The 20732-nt window shown below is 71.2% G+C and carries 15 protein-coding genes; 9 read left to right on the plus strand and 6 right to left on the minus strand.

Features of this window, described 5'->3' with window-relative positions; translation table 11 throughout:
- The first annotated feature begins 108 nt into the window (after positions 1-108).
- The 5 genes from ACTOQ1_RS24000 (at position 109) to ACTOQ1_RS24020 (ending at position 9456) form a co-directional block, all read left to right on the plus strand.
- Positions 109-2646 carry a glutamate--cysteine ligase gene (locus tag ACTOQ1_RS24000; protein WP_440070267.1) on the plus strand — a complete coding sequence of 846 codons (2538 nt, stop codon included), beginning with the start codon at positions 109-111 and terminating at the stop codon, positions 2644-2646.
- A gap of 121 nt (positions 2647-2767) precedes the next feature.
- A complete protein-coding gene (locus ACTOQ1_RS24005) occupies positions 2768-4555 on the plus strand; it encodes an N-acetylglutaminylglutamine amidotransferase (protein ID WP_440070268.1) in 1788 nt (595 codons plus the stop codon).
- Positions 4555-6720 carry a S9 family peptidase gene (locus tag ACTOQ1_RS24010; RefSeq protein WP_440070269.1) on the plus strand — a complete coding sequence of 722 codons (2166 nt, stop codon included), beginning with the start codon at positions 4555-4557 and terminating at the stop codon, positions 6718-6720. The genes ACTOQ1_RS24005 and ACTOQ1_RS24010 overlap by 1 nt, the downstream gene beginning before the upstream one ends.
- 345 nt (positions 6721-7065) lie before the next feature.
- The gene (locus tag ACTOQ1_RS24015) at positions 7066-7257 is read left to right on the plus strand and encodes a hypothetical protein (RefSeq protein ID WP_440070270.1); all 192 of its coding nucleotides are present in this window, start codon (positions 7066-7068) and stop codon (positions 7255-7257) included.
- Positions 7258-7704: 447 nt separating this feature from the next.
- Complete coding sequence (locus ACTOQ1_RS24020) at positions 7705-9456, plus strand: proprotein convertase P-domain-containing protein (RefSeq protein ID WP_440070271.1); 1752 nt, start codon at positions 7705-7707, stop codon at positions 9454-9456.
- 128 nt (positions 9457-9584) lie between these two features.
- On the opposite strand, the gene ACTOQ1_RS24025 is transcribed toward ACTOQ1_RS24020, so the two are convergent.
- Both ACTOQ1_RS24025 and ACTOQ1_RS24030 read right to left on the minus strand, forming a co-directional pair.
- Positions 9585-10829, minus strand: a complete 1245-nt coding sequence (locus tag ACTOQ1_RS24025) for an ROK family transcriptional regulator (RefSeq protein ID WP_440070272.1) — start codon at positions 10827-10829, stop codon at positions 9585-9587.
- A 273-nt stretch (positions 10830-11102) separates the two neighbouring features.
- On the minus strand, positions 11103-12035 hold the full coding sequence (locus ACTOQ1_RS24030) for an AraC family transcriptional regulator (protein ID WP_440070273.1): 933 nt from the start codon (positions 12033-12035) through the stop codon (positions 11103-11105).
- A gap of 113 nt (positions 12036-12148) precedes the next feature.
- Here ACTOQ1_RS24030 and ACTOQ1_RS24035 point away from each other — a divergent pair, with 113 nt between their 5' ends.
- Complete coding sequence (locus ACTOQ1_RS24035; RefSeq protein WP_440070274.1) at positions 12149-13015, plus strand: NmrA family NAD(P)-binding protein; 867 nt, start codon at positions 12149-12151, stop codon at positions 13013-13015.
- Positions 13016-13138: 123 nt separating this feature from the next.
- Here ACTOQ1_RS24035 and ACTOQ1_RS24040 read toward each other — a convergent pair whose 3' ends face one another.
- The 3 genes from ACTOQ1_RS24040 to ACTOQ1_RS24050 all read right to left on the minus strand — a co-directional run bounded on the left by ACTOQ1_RS24040 (position 13139) and on the right by ACTOQ1_RS24050 (position 17026).
- A complete protein-coding gene (locus ACTOQ1_RS24040; protein ID WP_440070275.1) occupies positions 13139-14329 on the minus strand; it encodes an FUSC family protein in 1191 nt (396 codons plus the stop codon).
- Between the two features lie 302 nt (positions 14330-14631).
- Positions 14632-16113, minus strand: a complete 1482-nt coding sequence (locus ACTOQ1_RS24045; protein ID WP_440070276.1) for a cryptochrome/photolyase family protein — start codon at positions 16111-16113, stop codon at positions 14632-14634.
- A gap of 277 nt (positions 16114-16390) precedes the next feature.
- Positions 16391-17026: a TetR/AcrR family transcriptional regulator gene (locus tag ACTOQ1_RS24050; protein ID WP_440070277.1), complete on the minus strand. Its 636-nt coding sequence runs from the start codon at positions 17024-17026 to the stop codon at positions 16391-16393.
- A gap of 152 nt (positions 17027-17178) precedes the next feature.
- Here ACTOQ1_RS24050 and ACTOQ1_RS24055 point away from each other — a divergent pair, with 152 nt between their 5' ends.
- From ACTOQ1_RS24055 to ACTOQ1_RS24065, 3 genes are all read left to right on the plus strand, one after another.
- Entirely contained in the window at positions 17179-17382 is a 204-nt protein-coding gene (locus ACTOQ1_RS24055) for a hypothetical protein (protein WP_440070278.1), read from the plus strand.
- Positions 17383-17420: 38 nt separating this feature from the next.
- On the plus strand, positions 17421-17981 hold the full coding sequence (locus tag ACTOQ1_RS24060) for a hypothetical protein (RefSeq protein WP_440070279.1): 561 nt from the start codon (positions 17421-17423) through the stop codon (positions 17979-17981).
- A gap of 574 nt (positions 17982-18555) precedes the next feature.
- A complete protein-coding gene (locus ACTOQ1_RS24065; protein ID WP_440070280.1) occupies positions 18556-19653 on the plus strand; it encodes a hypothetical protein in 1098 nt (365 codons plus the stop codon).
- Positions 19654-19805: 152 nt separating this feature from the next.
- On the opposite strand, the gene ACTOQ1_RS24070 is transcribed toward ACTOQ1_RS24065, so the two are convergent.
- Positions 19806-20729 (minus strand): AraC family transcriptional regulator, encoded by a 924-nt coding sequence (locus ACTOQ1_RS24070; RefSeq protein WP_440070281.1) that lies wholly within the window; start codon positions 20727-20729, stop codon positions 19806-19808.
- Between the last annotated feature and the right edge of the window lie 3 nt (positions 20730-20732).

Raw genomic sequence — 20732 nt, forward strand, 5'->3', positions numbered from 1 at the left:
GACCTCACGGCTTCACTTTCTCGCAAAGTGCCTCGTGAAGTGCGGAACTCCTTTTTTCGGGCAAAGAACAAAAAACCCCATGAACCGGCGTACTTCAGGAGTGATGAAATGGCGGGTCTGGCGGGGCCGATCGCGGTCGGTGTCGAAGAGGAGTTCCACGTCGTCGATGTCGACACCCGGCACCTCGTCCCACGGGCCGGTGTCCTGCTCGAGCAGTTGCCGGCGGAGCGCTTCACCCACGAGCTGCAGCGTTCGGTCGTCGAGGCCAACAGCAGGCCCTTCATGCATCTGGAGGACCTCGGGCACGACCTGACCGCGCTGCGCCGCACGGTGATCCAGGCCGCGGACGGCCTCGGCCTGGGAATCGTGGCGGCGGGAAGCGTGCCGCTGGTGGATCTGGAGGCGTTGAAGATCTCCCCTGATCCCCGCTACGAGCAGATGCTCGCCGACTACCAGCTGCTCACCCGCGAGCAGCTGATCTGCGGGACGCAGTTCCACGCCGACGTCGAGGATCGCGACCTGGCGGTGGCCGTCGCCCACCGCCTGGCCCCCTGGATCCCCCCGCTGCTCGCCCTGAGCTCCAGCTCGCCGTACTGGCTGGGCTCCGACACCGGGTACGCCAGCTACCGCCCGCTGCTGTGGCAGCGCTGGCCCACCGCCGGTCCGGTGCCCAGGTTCGAGTCGGCCGCCGAGTACGACCAGGTGGTGCGGGACCTCGTCGCCTCCGGGGTGATCACCGACCCCGGCATGATCTACTTCGACATCCGGCCCTCGGCGCACCTGCCCACCATCGAGCTGCGGGTCTGCGACGCCTGCCCCCGAGTGGGCGACATCGTGCTGATCGCCGGGCTGTTCAGGGCACTGGTGGCCAGAGAGCTGGAGGCGGCGCAGAAGGGCCCCGAGCGCACGGTCCGGCTGGAGATGGTCCGCGCCGCGTCGTGGCGGGCGTCGCGCTCCGGGCTGGAGGGCGATCTCGTCGACCCGGTCGACGGCACCCCGGCGCCCGCGGGCGAGGTGATCCGGCGGATGATCGACGGCCTGCGCCCGCAGCTGGAGCAGTGCGGCGACTGGGAGCTCGTCACGTCCCTGGCCAGGGAGTCGCTGGCGCGGGGAAGCTCCTCGGCCCGCCAGCGCGAGGCGTACGCCCGCAGCGGCAGGCTGTCCGACGTGGTCGACCTCGTCATCGCCGAGACGCGCTCCGAGGAGTGGGAGACCGCCTTCGGCGGTCCGATGCCGAGGATGCACACCAATCTCCTCGACGGCTACGAGGCTCCCGGCGACGAGGCGATCATCGAGGGAACGGTGCGCGAGTCCTACCAGCCGGTGCTGCGGGTCCTCGACCGCCTGGGCGTGGAAGGACTGCGCGACCGGGAGGAGAAGCGCGACGCCTACCAGCGCCGCAACGGCATGACCTTCCAGGTCGAGGGCGGCGGCGAGAGCCGGATCTACCCGTTCGACCTGGTCCCCCGCCTGGTCCAGGGCGGCGAGTGGGCCGAGATCCAGCGGGCCCTGCCGCAGCGGGTGCGCGCGCTGGAGGCGTTCCTGCACGACGTCTACGACGGGCGCGAGATCATCAGGGACGGCACGATCCCCGCCTGGGTGGTCGACGAGTCGCCCGGCTACCGCAGGCCCGGCCGCAGGGTGCCGCAGGGCACCGTGCGCTGCGCCGTGGCCGGGCTGGACCTGGTCCGCGACAACGTCGGCCGCTGGGCGGTGCTGGAGGACAACCTGCGGGTGCCCTCGGGCCTCGGATACGCCGTGACCAACCGGCGGCTGGTCGCCGAGCTGATGCCGGAACTCGTCCGCGGCGAGGAGCTCGCCGACCCGAGGGAGGGCCTGCGGACGCTGCGGGAGGCACTGCTCGCGGCGGGCTCCGGCGACCCGTCGGCTCTCGCCGTGGTCTCGGCGGGGCCCGAGGACTCCGCCTACTACGAGCACAAGATGCTCGCCGAGGAAATGGGGGTGGTCCTGGCCGTACCGGCCGACCTGTCCTTCAAGAACGGCAACCTGGAGATCGACGGGCGCAGGATCGAGGTGCTCTACCGCAGGATCGACGAGAGAGACCTGCTCGACGGCCGCCTCGGGCTGGAGATCATGGACGCCGTCGAGCGTTCCGCGCTCGTCCTGGCCAACGCGCCGGGCAACGGCGTCGCCGACGACAAGTGCCTGTACCGGTACGTGCCGCGCCTCATCGAGTACTACCTGGGCGAGCGGCCCCTCATCGACAACGTCCCCACCTACCTGTGCCGGGACGCCGAGGACCGGGAGCAGGTGCTCGACCGGCTGGCCGAGCTGGTCGTCAAGCCGGTGGACGGGTTCGGCGGGCAGGGCGTGGTCGTCGGCCCCGACGCCTCCGCCGAGGAGCTCGAGCGGGTCAGGAAGACGATCCTCACCGCACCCGAGGGCTGGGTCGCCCAGGAGACGGTCCGGCTGTCGACGCACCCGACCTTCGACGGGCGGCGGCTGAGCCCGCGCGTGGTCGACCTGCGGGCCTTCGTCTGCTCCGGCGAGACGGCGACGGTGCCGCCGACGGCGCTGACCCGCGTCGCCCCGGCCGGCAGCATGATCGTCAACTCCTCCCAGGGGGGCGGTTCCAAGGACACCTGGCTGCCGAGGAGGGCCGCCGGTGCGCGGCTTGAGCGGTGAGCTCAGGCGTGGACCGGTCACCGAGGGGTTCGATGCGTGAGACGTGTGAGACGTGTGAGACGTGTGAGATGGGTGATCTGGGTGACGGGCTCCGGCCCGAGCCGGTCACCGGGGGGTTTCGATGTGTGGTCTGAGCGGTGAGCTCCGGTTCGACGGCCGCCCGGCGGACGTCGCCGCCGTGGCCCGGATGAGTGACGTGATGCACGACAGGGGACCCGACGGGGCCGGCCTGTGGTCGCTGGGGCCGGTCGCCCTCGGCCACCGGCGCCTGAAGATCATCGACCTGTCGGACCGGGGCGCCCAGCCGATGGTGGACAGCGACCTCGGCCTGGCGGGGGTCTTCAACGGGTGCCTGTACAACTACCGCGAGCTGCGCGAGGAACTGGAGGGCCTGGGCTACCGCTTCTTCTCCACCTCCGACACCGAGGTGCTGGTGAAGTCCTTCCACCGCTGGGGGACCGGCTGCGTCGACCGCTTCAAGGGCATGTTCGCCTTCGTGGTCGCCGAGCGCGACACCGGCAGGCTCACGCTCGGCCGCGACCGGCTGGGGATAAAGCCGCTGTACCTCACCCAGGACGCCGGGCGGCTGCGCTTCGCCTCGTCGCTGCCCGCGCTGCTCGCCGGGGGAGGGGTGGACACCGGCATCGACCGGGTGGCCCTGCACCACTACATGACCTTCCACTCCGTGGTGCCCGCCGAGCGCACCATCCTCGCCGGGGTGCGCAAGCTTCCCCCGGCCACCGTACGCACCGTCGAGCCCGACGGAACCGTCACCGACCACCTGTACTGGCAGCCGCCCCACACCCGGTCGGCCCTGCCCGAGTACGCCGGGCTGACCGCGGACGAGTGGGGCGAGGTCGTGCTCGACCGGCTGCGGGCGGCCGTACGCAGGCGCATGGTCGCGGACGTGCCCGTGGGCGTGCTGCTCTCCGGAGGCCTGGACTCCAGCCTGATCGTCGCGCTGCTGGCCGAGGAGGGACAGCCGGGCCTGTCGACCTTCAGCATCGGGTTCTCCTCGGCGGGAGGGGAGCGGGGGGACGAGTTCGCCTACTCCGACCTGGTCGCCGCCGAGTTCGGCACCGATCACCAGCGCATCCCCATCGACGACGCCCGGCTGCTGCCCGCCCTGGAGCACGCGGTGCGGGCCATGAGCGAGCCGATGGTCAGCCACGACTGCGTCGCCTTCCACCTGCTGTCGGAGGAGGTCTCCAAGCACGTCAAGGTCGTCCAGTCCGGCCAGGGCGCCGACGAGGTGTTCGCCGGCTACAGCTGGTACCCGCCGCTCGCCGGCGTGTCGCGCGAGGACGCCGCCGCCGTCTACGAAAGGGAGTTCTTCGACCGCTCGCACGGGACGCTGGGCGCGATCCTGTCGCCCGACTACATGCCGGCCGAGGACGTCAGCGGCGATTTCGTCCGGCGCCATCTCGCGCGGCCCGGCGCCGACACCGCGCTCGACGCGGTGCTGCGCCTGGACACGAACGTCATGCTCGTCGACGACCCGGTCAAGCGCGTGGACAACATGACCATGGCCTTCGGGCTGGAGGCCAGGACCCCCTTCCTCGACCACGAGCTGGTCGAGCTGGCCGCGGCCTGCCCGCCCGAGCTCAAGCTCGCCTCCGGCGGCAAGGGCGTCCTGAAGAGCGCCGGCCGCAAGCTGCTGCCCGCCGAGGTCGTCGACCGGCCCAAAGGATACTTTCCTGTCCCGGCCATCAAGCACATCCACGGCCCGTTCCTGGAGCTCGTCAGGGACGCGCTGACCGGTCGGACCGCGAGGTCCCGGGGCCTGTTCGACCAGCCGTACGTCGACAAGCTGCTCGCGGCACCGGACGAACACCGCACTACCCTGGGTGCCAACGCGTTGTGGCAACTCGGACTCCTGGAGCTGTGGTTGCAGGCACAAGGAGTTTGATGACCGAAATTCTTGGCGCCCGTTCTGGTCCCTCGATGGGCACGGGCCTGACCGCCTGGAGCTGCCGGGCGCCCGCGCTGGCGCCCGACCTGAGCGCCGTCGCCTTCGTCGGCGACCGGGACGGCTCGCCGCGGGTCTGGATCCAGCCTCTCGGCGCGGAGCTGGAGGCGTGGCCCCCGGGGGAGACGCCGGAGGCCTTCCAGGGGGAGGACCCGGAGGCCTGGCCGGTCGACACGGGTCCCGAGCCAGTCGCCGACGTGAGCTGGTCCCCCGACGCCCGGCGCCTGGCCGTCCTCGTCGTGCCGGGCGGCGGGGAGCACACGCAGGTCTGGACGGTGCGGCCCGACGGCGGCGATCTGCGCCCGCTGGCCGCGCCCGAGGGCGGATCGGCGTCGTTCGTGCGCTGGACCGGCCAGGGAGAGGTCCTCCTCGTCGCGGAGGTCTCCTCCTGTGGCCGTACGGACGCGGTGCTGATCGACGCGGCCTCGGGAAGCCGGGAGGTCATCGCGGACGGGGCACTCCTGCAGCCGGCCGCGGTCAGCCGCGACCACCGGCGGATGCTGCTGCGACGCGGCCCGCGCGGCGTGCGCCGGATGTACGTGGCCGATCTTCCGGCCCTTCCCGGCGATCCCACCGGCCACCTTCCGGCCCTTCCCGGCGACCCCGCGGACTCCCACCCCGGAGGTCTCGTCTCCGGACTGGCCCATCCGGGAGATCTCACCGCGGGCCCGCCGGAGGGAGTTCCGGTCGATCTTCCCGCCGTGATCCGTTTCGATCTTCCTCCGGGCCATCACGCCGACGGCTCGCCCGTTCTGCCCGCCGATCCTCCTGCGGGAATGCGCTTCGATCTTCCTCCGAGCCATCTCTCCGACGTCCCGCCCGGCCTGCCCGCGAGCCTTCCCGACGAGGCCGCGGGCGACCTGCCGGGCCACGGGGAGCGGCCGTTGCTGGCCGGGCTGACCGGCACCACCGACTACGGGATCCTCTCTCCCGACGGGACGACCGCCTACCTGCTGTCCGACGTCGGCCGCGACCGGGCCGCGCTGGTCGCGGTGGGCGAGGACGGGGCGGGGATCGTGCTGGCCGAGCGTCCCGACGCCGAGCTGGACCAGTTCGCGCTGAGCGCCGACGGCCGTATCGCCGTCCTGGTGTGGAACGACTCCGGCCGGTCGGAGCTGGAGGTGATCGAGACGGCCACCGGCGAGACGCGCCCGCTCCCGCCCCTGCCCGCCGAGGTGGTGTCCTCGATCAGGGTGTCCCTGGACGGCAGCCTGGCCGTCCTGGCGGCCGAAGGGCCCGGCCACCCCTCCCACGTGCTGCTCTGCGACCTGGCGACCGGTGGTTACCGGCGGATCGCGGGATCCGGGCGGATCCCCGGAGCGGCCGGCGCGGAGCTGGTGCGCTTCCAGGCGCGAGACGGCATGGAACTGACCGGCTGGCTCTACCGGGTCCCGGGCGTCCGGGGTCCTGCGCCCTTCGTCGTCTACCTGCACGGCGGTCCCGAGAGCCAGGAAAGGCCCACCTTCAACCCGCTGTTCCAGAACCTGCTGGCCGCCGGGATCGGGGTGCTCGCGCCGAACATCCGCGGCTCGTCGGGATTCGGGCGGGCCTTCCGCAACGCCGACAACCACGCCCTCCGCTTCGACGCGATCGACGACGTCGCCGACTGCGCCCTGGAACTGGCACGGGCGGGCCTCGCCGACCCGGCCAGGATCGCGTGCATGGGACGCTCGTACGGCGGTTACCTGACGCTGGCCGCCCTCGTCACCCACCCGCGTCTCTTCCGCGCCGGAGTCGACGTCTGCGGGATGGCCGACTTCGAGACCTTCTACGAGCGGACCGAGCCGTGGATCGCCGCGGCGGCCGTCAGCGAGTACGGCCATCCCGTCGCCGACCGCGAGCTGCTGCGGGCCCTGTCGCCCCTGCACTCCTTCGACCGGCTGGCCGCTCCGCTGCTGATCGTGCACGGTGCCCGCGACACCAACGTCCCCCTGTACGAGGCCGAGCAGGCGCTCCAGGCGGCGCGGGCCCGCGAGGTGCCCTGCGAGCTCCTGCTGTTCGAGGACGAGGGGCACGAGATCCGGCAGATCGCCAACCGGGTGACCTTCGTCAAGAACGTCGTCGAATGGCTCAGATGGCACCTGGCGGTTCCCGACCGGGCATGAGGTCGCGCATTTCCCACCCGGGAACGACACTCGATGGAGTAGACCTCGGGGAATGGACGGCAGACGGTGATCGAGAATGGTTCCGTAAGGCTGGTAGGTTAGCGAGCCGTCTCTGTGGTCGATCACTCGTTGTGGCAGAGGGATGCCGTTGCGATACCTCGTATTCGAGCCACCGGTCGCTGGTGCCGCAGTCACACTGCACGCGAGAAAATCGCTCAGGAAGACCAATAAGTCTGATATTTGGACATACTTCTGGTCTGACTGTCCAATAGCGGACATGTCATGGTTAAGGCGAAATAGGCTGCGGGGCCTCAGGGCGACACGCTTAACGGTGAGGAGGTCGTCGTGCGCGGTGGATTCCATCATGGAGCGGGTGCTGGCGACGCGTGGTCGGTTCTCGATATCACCATGACCCTGAAAGCCGGTGCGGCGGATACCGCCGGCGCCTGCACCTTGTTCGAAGTCACCGCCCCCGTAGGCTTCGGCTCTCCACGCCATATCCACCGGGCCGAGGACGAGGCGTTGAGATGGCCGTGATCTGCGCCGAGCATGGCATGGATGTCATCGGCCCCTCGCTCGCTTGATTCTTCGGCGCGCAGCGGACCGGCCGGACAACGGGCCACCGGCGGCGAAGAGTGAAGTGGTGACGACATCTTAATGTCAGCGGTCAGCCAGGAATCGGCTCCCGGTCTGGGGGGCGTCTCTCATGTGTGGCTCTATTCCGGCTTCTGCGTGCGCGGCATATCCCGCGCAATCTGACCAGATTTCCTGACGTGCCGATCTTCTGAACTCGTGAGCGGCGCGGTGATGAAGCACGCGCATGGCTGTTGTCCGACCACAAGTATGCCCACCCGCGCGCGATTCTTTCCAGCGCGCGAGATCGATCGGCGGCGAGGACGTTCCGCATCTCACGCTAGGCCGCCCATGATTCATCCTGGTACAGGCTTACCCGGTTGCTCCTGTCTTTTCTCGGCCCATCTTCGAATGTCGAATAAAAATTCGGCCCTAAATATGAATATGGCTGTGGTCAATCCAAAGGAGAACGAAAGCATGCTCTCGATCAGAGGGGTAATGCTCTGCCGGGTGCTGCCCGCAGTCGCCTTGCTCGCCGGTTCGGCGGTCGTCGCTCAACCCGCCTCCGCAGATCTGGCTCCCAGACCTACAGCCGCCGTCATGCTCGGCGACAGCTTCGCATCCGGCGAAGGCGGGCGATGGGAAGGCAACAGCAAGCGCGACTCCGGCAACCGGGGTAATACCGACAAGGCCGCGTACCTGGACAATCCCAACGGCGGCGCCGACTTCCACTGGTACTACGACCCGAAGCGGGTCTATGAGCCCGAGTCGGTCGACAACGCGTGCCACCGATCCCTCTCCGCGCCCATCCACCAGGTGAAGGGCTTCGACAAGACGATCAACCTCGCTTGCTCGGGGGCTCTCAACAAGCACTTGTGGCCCATCGCGAACGGGGGCGAATCCTTCCGGGGCGAACTCCCTCAGATCACCCGGCTCGCTCAGCTCGCGCCCTCCCATGACATCGAACTGATCGCCGTCGGCGTCGGCGGGAACGACATGGGCTTCGCCAACGCCATCTTCAACTGCATCGGGGCGTGGGCCATAAAGCACTACACCACCAACGACGGCGCGCTCTGCAGAGACGGCTACGCTGCTCCCGGCCCCTACGGTGAGGACGGCCTCAAGGACCTCACGATGGGGAACCTGAAGCAGGTCTTCGACAACACCGTCAAGACCATCAAGCTGGTCAAGCAGACGATGACGGCGGCGGGCCACCCGGAGGGGAGCTACCGGATCGTGCTCATGGGCGCCCCCGATGTCCTGCCCGGCTTCACGGGTTTCAAGTACGGCGCGGGTGATCGCCGTGAGGCACAGTGCCCGTTCAACGGTCCGGACGTCGCGTACATCGACGAGTCGCTGGTCCCCGCGTTGAACTCCACGATGCAGGCCGTCGCCGAGACCTCCATGGTGGGATTCATCGAGATGTCGCAGGCGTTCGACGGTCACCGGTTGTGCGAAGCCGGCACACGCCGGTCCGGTGAAGGAGGCGGCGCCCTCTACACCAGCGGGATCGACATGGAATGGGTGCGCTTCACCGATGTCGACGTCCCGCTCACCGAGCTCTTCGTCGAGCTCCTGTTCAACCCGGCCTACCCCGTGTGGCTCGCCGGTGATCTGCTCACCGGAACGGGAGACGATGTCGGCAACCAGGGAGACCTCTCCGAATCCATGCATCCGAACATCTACGGCCAGCGGGCGATCGGTACCTGCATGAACCTGTGGAAGGACGTCTCGAACAGCACGAGACGCTACAAGTGCCGCAACACCCCTGGTTCGGACTGGACGGGCATGTACCTGAGCGGACAGCTCCCGGTCACGCCGTACGTCGAGGACACCGTCGACGTTCCGATCGGTGACACCGGCGTGATCACCCGCACACAGATCGTTCCCGCCAGCGGCTACACGCGTCCGGGCAACGTCATCTCCACGTACATGGACATCGTTCACAATCGGAAGGGGCAGCTGAAGGTCTGGCTCACCAGCCCTTCAGGCAAGCAGTTCCTCATCAGGGACTACAACCCGGACGACACCGGCGCCTTCGTCCAAAAGAGGTTTCTCTTCCCCCACGCACCTGCGGAGCCGGGCGCCTGGACGTTGCGAATCGATGACAACACCGCGGGCTTCACCGGTGTCCTGCGCGGCTGGGACATCAACTTCTACTGACTGACAGCGGGGTGCGCGCGAAGGAAACATCGGGCTCACCCCGCCCGCCACCCGGGTCGACGTCACCAGCGGCTTCCCGCTCTCCCGCAGCGGCCGAAAGCCGGGACCGGGGGCGAAGGGGAAGACGGTCACCGCGGGGCGGGGTGTGCCCTCCCGGCCCCGATCCGGCCGGCGCCGTGGGCGAGCGCCTCCAGGGGGTTGGCCAGCACCTCGGAGAAGGCGAGCTCGGCCGCGCCGGTCAGGGTGGCGTCGTCGCCGAGGGCCGAGGTGCGCAGCCGCACCCTCTCCCGGGAGATCACCAGCACGTTGGCCTCGACCCGGCTGTGGACCTGGGCCGCCGAGCCCTGGTAGACCTCGCGCAGCATCCCGCCGAAGATCACCAGGCCGGGGTTGAAGAGGTTGATCAGATTCGCCACCCCGATGCCGAGCCAGTCGCCGATCCGGCGCAGCGCCTCCACGGCCGCGACGTCCCCGCGCCCGGCGGCGTCCACCACGGCCCGTACGCCATCGCGGCCGGTCAGCTCGGAGGAGCGGCCGGCGGCGTCGATCAGGGCCTGCTCGCCGACCTCCGCCTCCAGGCAACCGTGCGAGCCGCACCCGCAGGGCCGACCGTTGTACGGGTTCACCATCATGTGCCCGAGCTCGCAGCCGTACCCGCCGTCGCCGTCGAGCAGCTTGCCGCCGACGATGATCCCGCCGCCCACGCCGACGTCCCCGTGCAGGTAGACCAGGTTCTGGAAGCCGACGCCCACCCCGCGCTCGTGCTCGGCCAGCGCGCCCAGGTGGGCCTCGTTGCCCACCGACACCGGCAGCCCGAGCCCCAGCCTGAGACCGAGCTCGGTGCCGAAGGCCTGGTCCACCCAGCCCATGTTCGGCCCGAAACGCACCATCCCGTCACCGGGCCGGATCATGCCGCAGTAGGCCGCGCCGACCCCGACGCACACCGCGTCCGGGCGTGCCTCGCGGTACATCTGGCGGGCGAACCCGGCGAGGGTCCCGACCACGTCGTCGAGGTCGGCCCCGGCGCGCGGCCGGATCGCCTCCCTGCGGTCCAGGACCGTTCCGCCCAGCCCGACCCTGGCGGCGACCAGCCGGTCCACCCGGACGTCGAAGGCGATCACGTAGACCCGGTCGGACTCCGGCCGGACCACCAGCGACGGCCGGCCCGCCCTGCCGGTGTCCTTGGGGAGTTCCTCGCGGACCAGGCCCGCCGCGGTGAGCTCCCCGGTCAGCCCCATGATCGTGCTGCGGTTCAGGCCCATCCGGTCGGCCAGCTCGGTGCGGGAGAGCGGGCCGCCCAGGTGCACGTGCCGGAGCAGGGCGCCAAGGTTGTGCTGGCGGATCTCCTCCTGGGACCGACCGGCTTTCAGCATCGTGGGGATCCTGACGACTCGGGGCTTGCCATCGTTGCGCGCCGCAACGGCGGGACGGGGCGGCCACGCCGACCGCGAGCACTGGAACAGATCCTGTCACACCAGGAGAACACCGGCCGGTGGCCGCGGGAGTATTTCCCCGTTGCTCCCGGCCGGTGGGTGCGGGATGTCCGGATGTCCACCTTCGGGCGAGTGGCGGGCCGGCGGCGGGCCGGCGGCGGGCAGGCGGCGGGCAGGCGGCGGGCAGGGCGTCGGCGATCGTGGCTATGCGTCTTACCCGCCCGTCCGATGGCGGCTCGGGGACACGCCGCGTACTCGTTTGAAAGCCACGCTCAGCGCGAAGGCGTTGGCGTAGCCGACGTCCCGGGCGACCGAGTCGATCGTGGTGTCGGAGGAGCGCAGCAGATCGGCGGCGAGCGCCATCCGCCAGCCGGTGAGATACGCCATGGGGGGCTCCCCCACGAGGGTGGTGAACCGGCGCGCGAACGCCGCGCGCGAGGCGCCCACCTTCCCCGCCAGTGAGGCCACCGTCCACGGGCGGGCCGGGTCGTCATGGATCAGCCGCAATGCCGGACCGATCAACGGATCGCTTTGCGCCCGGTACCAGCCGGGTGCCTGAGCCTCGGGGCGGGCGAACCAGGCGCGCAGGGTCGCGAGCAGCGCCAGATCCAGAAGCCGGTCAAGGACGACCTGCTGGCCAGGCCCTTCGCTGTTGACCTCTTGAGCGAGCAGTTCCATGATCGGGGACTGCTCGCTCGACCGCGGCACGAGCACGACCTCCGGCAGGGCGTTCAGGAGCCGCTCGCTCACGTCTCCGCTGACCTGGTAGGTCCCGCTGGCCACGATCGCCGACCCGTCAGGGGTGCGTCCGCTCGTGCGCGGCCCGAGCCGCAACTCGTCGGTGACGTCGATGCCGTCCATGGTGGTCAGCCGGTTGCCCGGATGGACGATGATCTCCGGCGGGGTCGATGGATCGTCGCTGATCGTGTACGGATCCGGCCCCTTGACGATGGCCACGTCCCCGGTGCGCATCAGCACCGGCTCACCGCCGCCGAGCATGATCCAGGCGTGCCCGCGCAGCGTGGTGGCCAGGGCGAGCGGGGCGCCGTCGGAGATCAGCAGCGACCACGGTGGTTCCAGTATCGCCTGACAGAACGCCGCGCTTCGGGCACGAACGCCGTCGAGTAGGTCAGCGAGCGGATCCACCACCTCAGTTTAGACGGACAGAAATGGAAGTGAGCGTACGGAATATGGATCGTCTCTCCCGGCGCGTGTTCACTGGGGCGTGACCCACCTCGACGACTCACCGGAGGTATCCGATGTACGCGATCACAGGAGTGACAGGCCACGTGGGAGGGGCGGCGGCCCGGGACCTCCTGGCCAAGGGAGAACCGGTGCGAGCCGTGGTCCGCGACGCGGCCAGGAGCGCGGACTGGATCGGAGCGGGAGCCGAGGTCTCCGTCGCAGACTTCGGCGACAGGGCGGCGCTGGCGGAGGCGTTCCGCGGTTGCCGCGGGGCGTTCGTCCTGCTGCCGACGGATCCGGTGGCGGCCGACGCCGACGTCTACCATCGCCGGCTGGCCGACTCGATCGCCGGTGCGGTCCTGGACAGCGGCGTCCCGCACGTGGTGATGCTGTCCTCGATCGGGGCCGAGCTTGCTGAGGGCACCGGTCCCATCCGCTGGCTCCACCATATGGAGAACCGGCTGCGAGAGACGGGCGTGCTCCTGACCGCGATTCGCTCGTCGCACTTCCAGGAGAAGGTCGAAACGGTGCTCGGCGCCGCTCTCGGGGCCGGCGTCTACCCGGTCTTCGGCGCGTCGGCCGACGTGCCCGTCCCGATGGTCGCGACACGCGACATCGGCAGGGTGGTCGCCGAATCCCTCACGGCGCCCGCCACGGCCGGCGAGATCATCGATCTGGACGGTCATCAGTACTCGGAACGGCAGGTGGCCGAAGAGCTGGCGGCCGTTCTCGGCAGGCCGCTCACGGTGGTGACCATCCCGCAGCCCGCATGGGTCGGCACGATGGTGGAGGCGGGCGTTCCGCCCCAGCTCGCCGAGGAACTCGCCGGCCTGTACGACGCCGAGCAGCGAGGCATCCTCCAGCCCGGAGGCGACAGGAGCTTCACGTGCCCGACCCCGCTCGGTGAGACACTGCGCCATCTCGTGAAGACCACTCTTTGAGCTGGGCCGAAGGGCTCTCACCGGATGGTCTCGGTGCTGAGCCCGAGGCCGGCGACGTCGCGACCGGCTGAGATCCGGCACGCGCCGCCGGGCCGCAGCGGGAATTCAGCGGGGCGGTCGGCCTCACACCACGGCATCGGCGGCATCGGCGACATCGGTGGCCTCGGCGATTTCGGCGGTGGCGTGCAGGGTGGTCAAGATGGTCAGGATCCGCTCGGCGTCGGTGAGCAGGCTTCCGGTCACGGCCCAGCCATGCGGCTGGTCCAGCCGGCCGGTGCGGACCTCTTCGGTCATCTGTTCCTGGATCGCGCCGGCCCGCTCCAGCGCGGCGGAGATCACCGCGTTCAGCCTCGCGGGCTCATCGGCGGTGCGCATCTGCGCCTGGAGCGCCTGGGCGAGCAGGTCCAGCAGCGCGGCGTAGTCGCGGGCGAACTCGTCGCTGATCCACGGCGGAGCGTCGGCGTGGCGGTGCCGGCGCTGGGCGGCATAAGCCAGCGCCCGCACCAGGGCGTGGATGTGCACGCCGATCTCGCTCATCGCCTCCAGCAGCCCTTCGTGATCATCGTTCGTCTCGGGGACGCGGGTGCGGCGCAGGTTGTAGCGGCGGCTTTCCGCGCCGGCGGCGATGGCCGCACTCGCTCGGGCCAGATGGGCGTCCAGCCGGGCGGCGTGGCGCTGCCAGCCGGGCAGGTCCGACAGATCACAACGCTCGCGCAACCCGCCTGCCACGGCCTCCAGCAGTTCGGCGGCCTCCTTGCTCAGCCGGCGCACCGCCTCATAGGGGCGGCGCTGGTACAGCGGCGGCCACAGCATCGCGTTGACCACTCCTCCGGACAGCGCGCCGATGCCGGTGGCCACCACATAGGCCAGCAGATAACGCTCCTGGGAGGCGGCGCCGAACGACAGCATCAGCACCGCGGTGGTCGCCACGTCCGTGCCGTGCCGGCCCATCCGCCGCCAGCGCGCGGCCACCAGCGCCGGTGGCACGACCAGCACCAGGCTGAAGGCGTTGAGGCCGATCAGGTGGCCGACGCTGCCGGCCAGGATGACACCGGCGGCCACCGCGCACACCCGCCGCACCCCGTTGGTCAGTGTCTGGTACACCGTCGCGTGCACCATGATCACAGCGGTGGCCGGGGCGATCCACACCGTCTCGCGCGGCAGCAGCCGATCGGCCAGGAACCAGGCCAGCACCGCGGCCAGGGTCGCCTTGGCGATCTGGCGCAGCTCGAAGCGCTGCTCGGAATCTCGCCGGCCCAGCCCGGCCAGCTGGCCGCGCAGATACCGCACCTCACGGCGAACCGTTGTCCGCACCCAGTTCATGTTCCGGTTAATCACCATGTGGCATTTACCTAATGTTGTGACCGGAAACCTGTGCCGGGCTCGCGACGATCAGAGGCCGGAAAGATCATCAGATGTCGGCCCGGCGGCCCCCTCCGGTCTCGGCACCAGCGGCCATCACCTGGCGAACGGTGAACGACACCCGGCCCCCCGGGCAGCGTTTCCGCAGATCGCGGTGACCATCCGCACCATGACCCATCTCACCGCCAACGGCTGTGCTCGCGGTCCCCGACTCCGCATCCGTGCCGCCCACCGGACCGGCGGGCGGGCCGGGGTCAGGGGGGCGCGTCGCCGCGTGCGGCCTCCTGGGCGCACACCTCGTCCAGGTCGTCGAGCCGCCGCATGCCGTGCACGCCGCGGGCCGTGCGCGGGTTGGCGGCCAGCCACTCCTGGTTGCGGGCGAAGAACCACCAGTAGCCCGCGGTGAACGGGCAGGCGTCCTCGCCGGTCCGCCGGGAGGGCCGGTAGCGGCAGGGCGCGCAGAAGTCGCTCATGCGGTTGATGTACGCGCCCCCGGCCGCGTACGGTTTGGTCGCCAGCATGCCGCCGTCGGCGTGCTGCGACATGCCGATCACGTTGGGCACCATCACCCAGTCGTACCCGTCGACGAAGCAGCGGTGGAACCAGTCGGTCAGCCGCGCGGGGTCGTACCCCCGCTGGAGCGCGAAGTTCCCGAGCACCATCAGCCGGACGATGTGGTGGGTGAAACCGGTGTCGCGCACCTGGGCGAGCGCCCACGACAGGCAGCGCGCCTCGACGGCACCGGCGTCCAGCTCCTCGAACCAGGCGGGCGGCGCCGCGCGGGCCGACAGCCGGTTGAGGTCGCGGTAGTCCTCACCGAAGTGCCAGTACAGGTGCCAGATGTAGTCGCGCCAGCCGATGAGCTGCCGCACGTAGCCCTCGACGCTCGCGAGCGGGGCGTGGCCCGCCCGGTAGGCGGCCTCGGCGGCCCGCACGCACGTCATGGGGTCGAGCAGCCCGAGGTTGATGGCGGGCGAGAGCATGCTGTGTGCCATGAACGGGTCGCCGGCGAGCATCGCGTCCTGGTGCGGGCCGAAGGCGGGCAGCCGGTGGCCGACGAAGCGCCGCAGCGCGCTGCGGGCCTCCGCGGCGGTGGCGGGGAACGTGCGCGGGCCGTCGCGCCCGACGAAGGACATCTCGCCGTCGCGTTCCCACCGGTCGAGGTCGTGGCGCACCCGCTCGTCGATCTCGTCCTCCTCGGCCGTCCACGGGCCGGGCACGTCCAGCCCTCCGGCGGGCGGCGGCTCGCGGTTGTCCGCGTCGAGGTTCCACCGGCCGCCGGCGGGCTCGTCGCCGTCCATGAGCACGTCCAGGCGGCGCCGGGCGTCGCGGTAGAAGTCCTCCATCAGCAGCCGGTGGCCGTCCCTGCCCTCGGCCCAGGCGGCGAACTCCTGCGCGGTGCTGGTGAACCCGCGCGAGGGCAGGACGGTCACCTCGGCGCGGCCCCGGACGAACGCGTCGGCCGCGTGGCTGGTGGGCCCGCAGACGGTGACCCGGCCGCCGGCGCGGCCGAGCGCCTCGGCGAAGGTGTCGGTCCGCAGGAACAGCGCGCGGTCGCCCAGCTCGGCCGCCCGGTGCCGCAGCGCCGAGAGCACCAGGTGCGCCTTCTGCCGGTGGTAGCGCCGCCGCCGCAGCACCGACCTGGCCTCGACCAGCAGCACCGGCTGGTCGTCGGAGTCGAGGAAGTGGTCCCCGAGCTGATCGGCGAAGAGCCATCGCCTGCCGTGTTCCCCCATGCCGCCATCTTGGCGGCTCGGCGCGCCGCTTCCTCCGCGCCTCGCTGGTCGGACCGCGCGCGATACGGCTCCTCGTGGCGGCCGCGCCCGAACGGCGGGGCGGCGTGCGTGCCGCGCTCGGCCGGCGGGGCGGCGTGCGTGCCGCGCTCGACGCCCCCGCCGGCAGCGGGCGCGGGTGGTCGTCGGAACGCGTCGTCGAGCCGGCGGCGCGGCTGCTCGCGTGAGGGTCCTTCCTCGACGCTGACGTCCCACGTCACGAGATCGGCGACAGGGCCGGTCAGCGTGCGGGTGCGTCAGCGGCGTCTTCGGGCCCCGCCGGTCCGGTGTCGCCGGTGGCGGCGTGAACCCGCACGAGCCTCTCGACTCCGTGCAGGAAGGTCTCGCAGATCAGCGCCGGGTCGAACAGGCAGCCGGCGGCCATGGCGCCGTCGCGCATCATCACGAAGTGGCGGCCGGCGGGCTCGGCGCCTGTCTCCCGGACCTTGGCCAGCAGCTCCGTGACGGTTTCCAGGAACCACTGGCGGTGGGCGAGCACGGCCTTGCGCACCGGGGACTCGGGGTCGGGAAACTCGGCGGCGGCGTTGAGGAAGGCGCATCCCCGGAAGCCGGGGGACCGGATGCCCTGGGCGATGGACGTGCCGAGGGCTCGGACGGTGTCGGCGGCCGGGAGCCCGGCGGCGACGGCCTCGTCCGCCTGGCTTCGCATGATCCGGTCGACCTCGTTCAGGTAGGAGAGGACAAGGTCTTCCTTGCCGGGGAAGTGCCGGTAGAGGGTGGCCCGCGTCACCTGCGCCTCCGCGACGATGCGATCGATGCCGACGGCGTGGATGCCCTCCGCGTAGAAGAGCCGGGTGGCCGTGCCGAGCAGCCGCGATCGCGCTTCGGACGGCCGGCCTTCGGATTGGCTGCGCATGCCGCCATCCTAATAGGTAGAACGTTCGGTCTTGACAGTCCGTGCCGCGAGTTGCCATGCTGTGGAGCGATAGAACGTTCTGTCTTGCGGGGAGTTGTTCCAGTGGTTCGTACACGCGAGCACGCACCGCCCCGCTGTTCATCGGTACAGCCGTGGTCACCCGCGGCCGGCCTGTCGGCGGCGACCCCGACGCCGAGGCCCTGGTCCACGTGGCCGGCCAGGTCCTGGACGCGGGAGAAAGCCCGGGCTCGCCGGCCCGGGTTCCCGCCGAGCACCCCATGCCGGCACCGCGGGCGGCCGAGGTCCTGACCGTCGCCGCCGACCTGATCGAGAAGGCCGGCCGCGGGACGCGCTGAACCGCTCTCCTCGTCACTCCTTCACCGAAAGGCTCATCATGAGCACCATCGCTGCTTCGCCCAATGTTTCCGGGACCGCGTCCGCGCTGCGGCGGCTGTACTTCGTCCGGTTCGCGTTCGCCATCGTCTGGGCCCTCGCGATGTTCACGACCGCCTCGCAACTGGGTCCGGTCGCGGTCACCCTGCTCGTGCTCTACCCGCTGTTCGACGTGGCCGCCGCCGTCATCGACGCCCGCGCGACGCGCACCACCGGATCACCCGCACTGCTGTACGTGAACATCGCGGTCAGTCTGATCACCGCCGTCGGCGTGGCCGTCGCCTGCGCGTCCGGTATCCCGGCGGTGCTGCGCGTGTGGGGCGCCTGGGCGATCGTGGCCGGGCTGGTCCAGCTGATCGTGGGTGTCACCCGCCGCAAGATGGGCGGCCAGTGGCCGATGATCATCAGCGGCGGCATCTCCGTACTCGCCGGTGCGTCGTTCATCCTCGGCGCCTCCGCGGCCAACCCGACGCTGACCAACGCGGCCGGCTACGCCATCCCCGGCGGCATCTTCTTCCTCATCTCGGCCTTCCGCCTCGGCCGCGCCGCGAAGGGGAACTGACGCGACTCCTCCGCTTCCTGAAGGAAGCGGCTTCTCGCTGAGCCGCTTGCGCAGCCCGACGAAGGGCAAGCCCTGCCCTGAGAACGTCGATCCCCACTGCGGCGCCCGCCCCACCGGTCAGGCCGGTTTTTCACCGTATTTATTTATCTTTGCGGCCTGCTGCTGATAACAGATCGGTAAGACCGTACTGTCATGGGCCGCATACAGTGGGTGATTTTGCCAGGGTGAGGAGGCCAGACGCGACACGGGAGGCGAGATGCACGGTGAGCACGATCGCACTCACGGCCACGGCCTCAAGGCGAGACCGCGAGGGCGCATGCCGTACGCCGACCCGCCGCTCCCGCCTCCCGCCGAACCTCCGTACTCCGCCGGATTCCCCGGCTCCGCGGGGTCTCCGGAGCCGGCCGGGCCGCCGCGATCCGTACGCCTTCCGGAGTCTTCGGAACCTTCGCGCGCCGGGCGCGTTCCGGCGCCCTCGGAGCCTCCGCGACCCGGGGGGTTTCCGGAGTCCCGGACGCCCGCGGAGCCGGCGCTTCCCTCGGATCCCGGCCGGCGCGAGGGGGAGGGGGCGTCGGTGCCGCGCGGGGCCGCGCGGCACCGGAAGGACGAGGAAACGGGCAACGCGAACGACGCGGGCGACGCGGGCGACGCAGGCGACGCGGATGACGCTGCCACCCGTCCGATGGTCCGCCACTCCTGGACATACCTCGACAGCAGGCCGTTCTCCATGCCCCCGCCCCCCAGCCCGTGGCGGCGGCCCTGGGCCCGCCTCTCGCGCGACCAGCTTCTGAGACCCGCGCTGATCGCCGGGTTCCTCGCCGCCGCGGGGATCGGCGTCTGGTCGTCCGGCTGGTCCCCGTGGGGCGGGGTGCCCATCGCCGGCACGTCGCCCGCGTCTCCCGGGGAACGCCTCCTCGCCGGGCGCGACATGGTGATCACCCCCTCGCGGGCCCCGGTGGTGGCCGAGACGGACGCGAAGGCGCCGGCGGGGAAGCGGAAGGCCCTCGAGGGCGAGAAGGGGCCGGGCGCGGCGGGGGCCGGCGGTGGCGGCGGGAAGAAGGTTCCGGGGCGTGATCCGGAGCGGGTGCTCCCGGCGGAGCGGGCCCTTTCCGGCGCCGGAAACATCCGGGACGAGTGGGTCGAGCGGGTGGAGCGTGCCCAGACCGTCAAGAAGCCGGCCAAGCGGGCCGGGCGGCACCGCGAGGGCGAGGGCTCCGCGCGGGCCGGTGCCGGGCCGGGAGGGACGGGCGGGGCGGGAACCGCCGCGCCGGGGACCGGTGCCAGGCGGGCGAACGGAGGCGCCGGGCACGAGAGCGGAGGCCGGGGAGGCGGAGGCGCCGGGCGGCGCACCGCGAGCACCGGCGGGGACGCCGGGAGTGCCGGGACGGCGGGACGGCCGCGCTCAGGGACGCGGGGCTCAGGGAAACAGGGCTCAGGGACGCAGGGTTCCGCCGGGCAGGAGGGCAGGTCACAGCCCCGGGCGGGCAGGACGGGCACGCCGGCCACCAGGTCGCCGTCGCCCTCGGCCTCCAGGAACAGGCCGCCGGCCACCGGGGGCGCCGCCGGCATCAGCGCCGCCTACGCCTGCCGCCACCTGCCTTCCGGGGACTGGCGCCACGCCTACTGCGTGCGGGTGTGGAACGACTACAAGACCAGGAACGGCCTGCCCTGAGGCCTGGCTGACACTTCGAGGTGGCGGAACCGGAGCATGACGGATGCCAGGGCGGCACCTGCGAGCCGGCGCCCGGCGAGCTTGCCGGAGCGGGTGGCGACGGCTCGCCACCCGACCCCCGGGCACGTGCCACGCCGCTTGACCGACCGGGCTCAAACCACCGCGACTCGGCGGCGGTACCGGCCGGGCGCCACACCGAACTCCCGCTTGAAGGCGTTGCCGAAGGCGAACTCCGACCCGTACCCCACCCGCTCGGCCACCTCCGCCACCGACGCGTCGGACTCGCGCAGCATGCGCGCCCCGCTCACCAGCCGCCACCAGGTCAGGTACGCCAGTGGCGGCTGTCCGGCCAGCCCCGTGAAGCGGCGGGCGAAGCCGGCGCGGGACATGCCCGCGTGGGCGCCGAGCGACTCGACCGTCCAGCGGCGGGCCGGGTCGCGGTGGATGGCGTCGAGCGCGCGGCCGATGGCGGGGTCGGCCAGCGCGGCGGCCCAGCCGGACAGCGTGCAGGGCTCGTCCTGGGTCTCGAAGTAGGCCCGCAGGACGTACAGCTGCAGCATGTCCAGCAGGGACGACACGACGGTGTCCGTGCCGGGGCGAGGGGTGTCGATCTCAGCGGCCAGCAGCTCGACGGCGGCCCGCAACTCCGGATGGCTGCCGAGCGTCGCGGGCAGGTGGATCACGCCGGGCAGCGAGGCCAGGATCGGGTGAGTCCTGCCGAGGTCGAGCTGGTAGCCGCAGGCCAGGATCACCGTCTCGGGCCCGGCGCCACCGAAACCGGCCGAGGCGAACAGCTCCGAGTGCGAGGCGCAGTCCGACTCGACGAGCGGCCTCGCGGGATCGTCGGCCAGCCCGAACGAGTCGCTGTGCGGCATGAACACCACGTCGCCCACGCTCAGCGGAACGGGCTCGCCATCGGGGGGGATGAGCCAGCAGGACCCGCGCAACACCACCTGGAAACCCGCGGAACCGGGCGTCGCGCGAAACGACACGCCCCAGGGAGCCCGCCAGGAGACGCGGGCGGAGGAGGGGCGCCCACTTCGCATGAAGGACACCACGTCGCTCAGCATATCCATACG

The organism is Streptosporangium sp. OZ121 (assembly GCF_051918885.1).
In the GTDB taxonomy this organism is placed as follows: Bacteria; Actinomycetota; Actinomycetes; order Streptosporangiales; family Streptosporangiaceae; genus Streptosporangium.

Bases quoted from the DNA above. Each gene is read 5' to 3' on its own strand.
- ACTOQ1_RS24000 (WP_440070267.1), top strand. From the start codon at position 109: ATGGCGGGTCTGGCGGGGCCGATCGCGGTCGGTGTCGAAGAGGAGTTC.
- ACTOQ1_RS24005 (WP_440070268.1), top strand. From the start codon at position 2,768: ATGTGTGGTCTGAGCGGTGAGCTCCGGTTCGACGGCCGCCCGGCGGAC.
- ACTOQ1_RS24010 (WP_440070269.1), top strand. From the start codon at position 4,555: ATGACCGAAATTCTTGGCGCCCGTTCTGGTCCCTCGATGGGCACGGGC.
- ACTOQ1_RS24020 (WP_440070271.1), top strand. From the start codon at position 7,705: ATGTCGAATAAAAATTCGGCCCTAAATATGAATATGGCTGTGGTCAAT.
- ACTOQ1_RS24025 (WP_440070272.1), bottom strand. From the start codon at position 10,829: ATGCTGAAAGCCGGTCGGTCCCAGGAGGAGATCCGCCAGCACAACCTT.
- ACTOQ1_RS24035 (WP_440070274.1), top strand. From the start codon at position 12,149: ATGTACGCGATCACAGGAGTGACAGGCCACGTGGGAGGGGCGGCGGCC.
- ACTOQ1_RS24045 (WP_440070276.1), bottom strand. From the start codon at position 16,113: ATGGGGGAACACGGCAGGCGATGGCTCTTCGCCGATCAGCTCGGGGAC.
- ACTOQ1_RS24050 (WP_440070277.1), bottom strand. From the start codon at position 17,026: ATGCGCAGCCAATCCGAAGGCCGGCCGTCCGAAGCGCGATCGCGGCTG.
- ACTOQ1_RS24060 (WP_440070279.1), top strand. From the start codon at position 17,421: ATGAGCACCATCGCTGCTTCGCCCAATGTTTCCGGGACCGCGTCCGCG.
- ACTOQ1_RS24070 (WP_440070281.1), bottom strand. From the start codon at position 20,729: ATGGATATGCTGAGCGACGTGGTGTCCTTCATGCGAAGTGGGCGCCCC.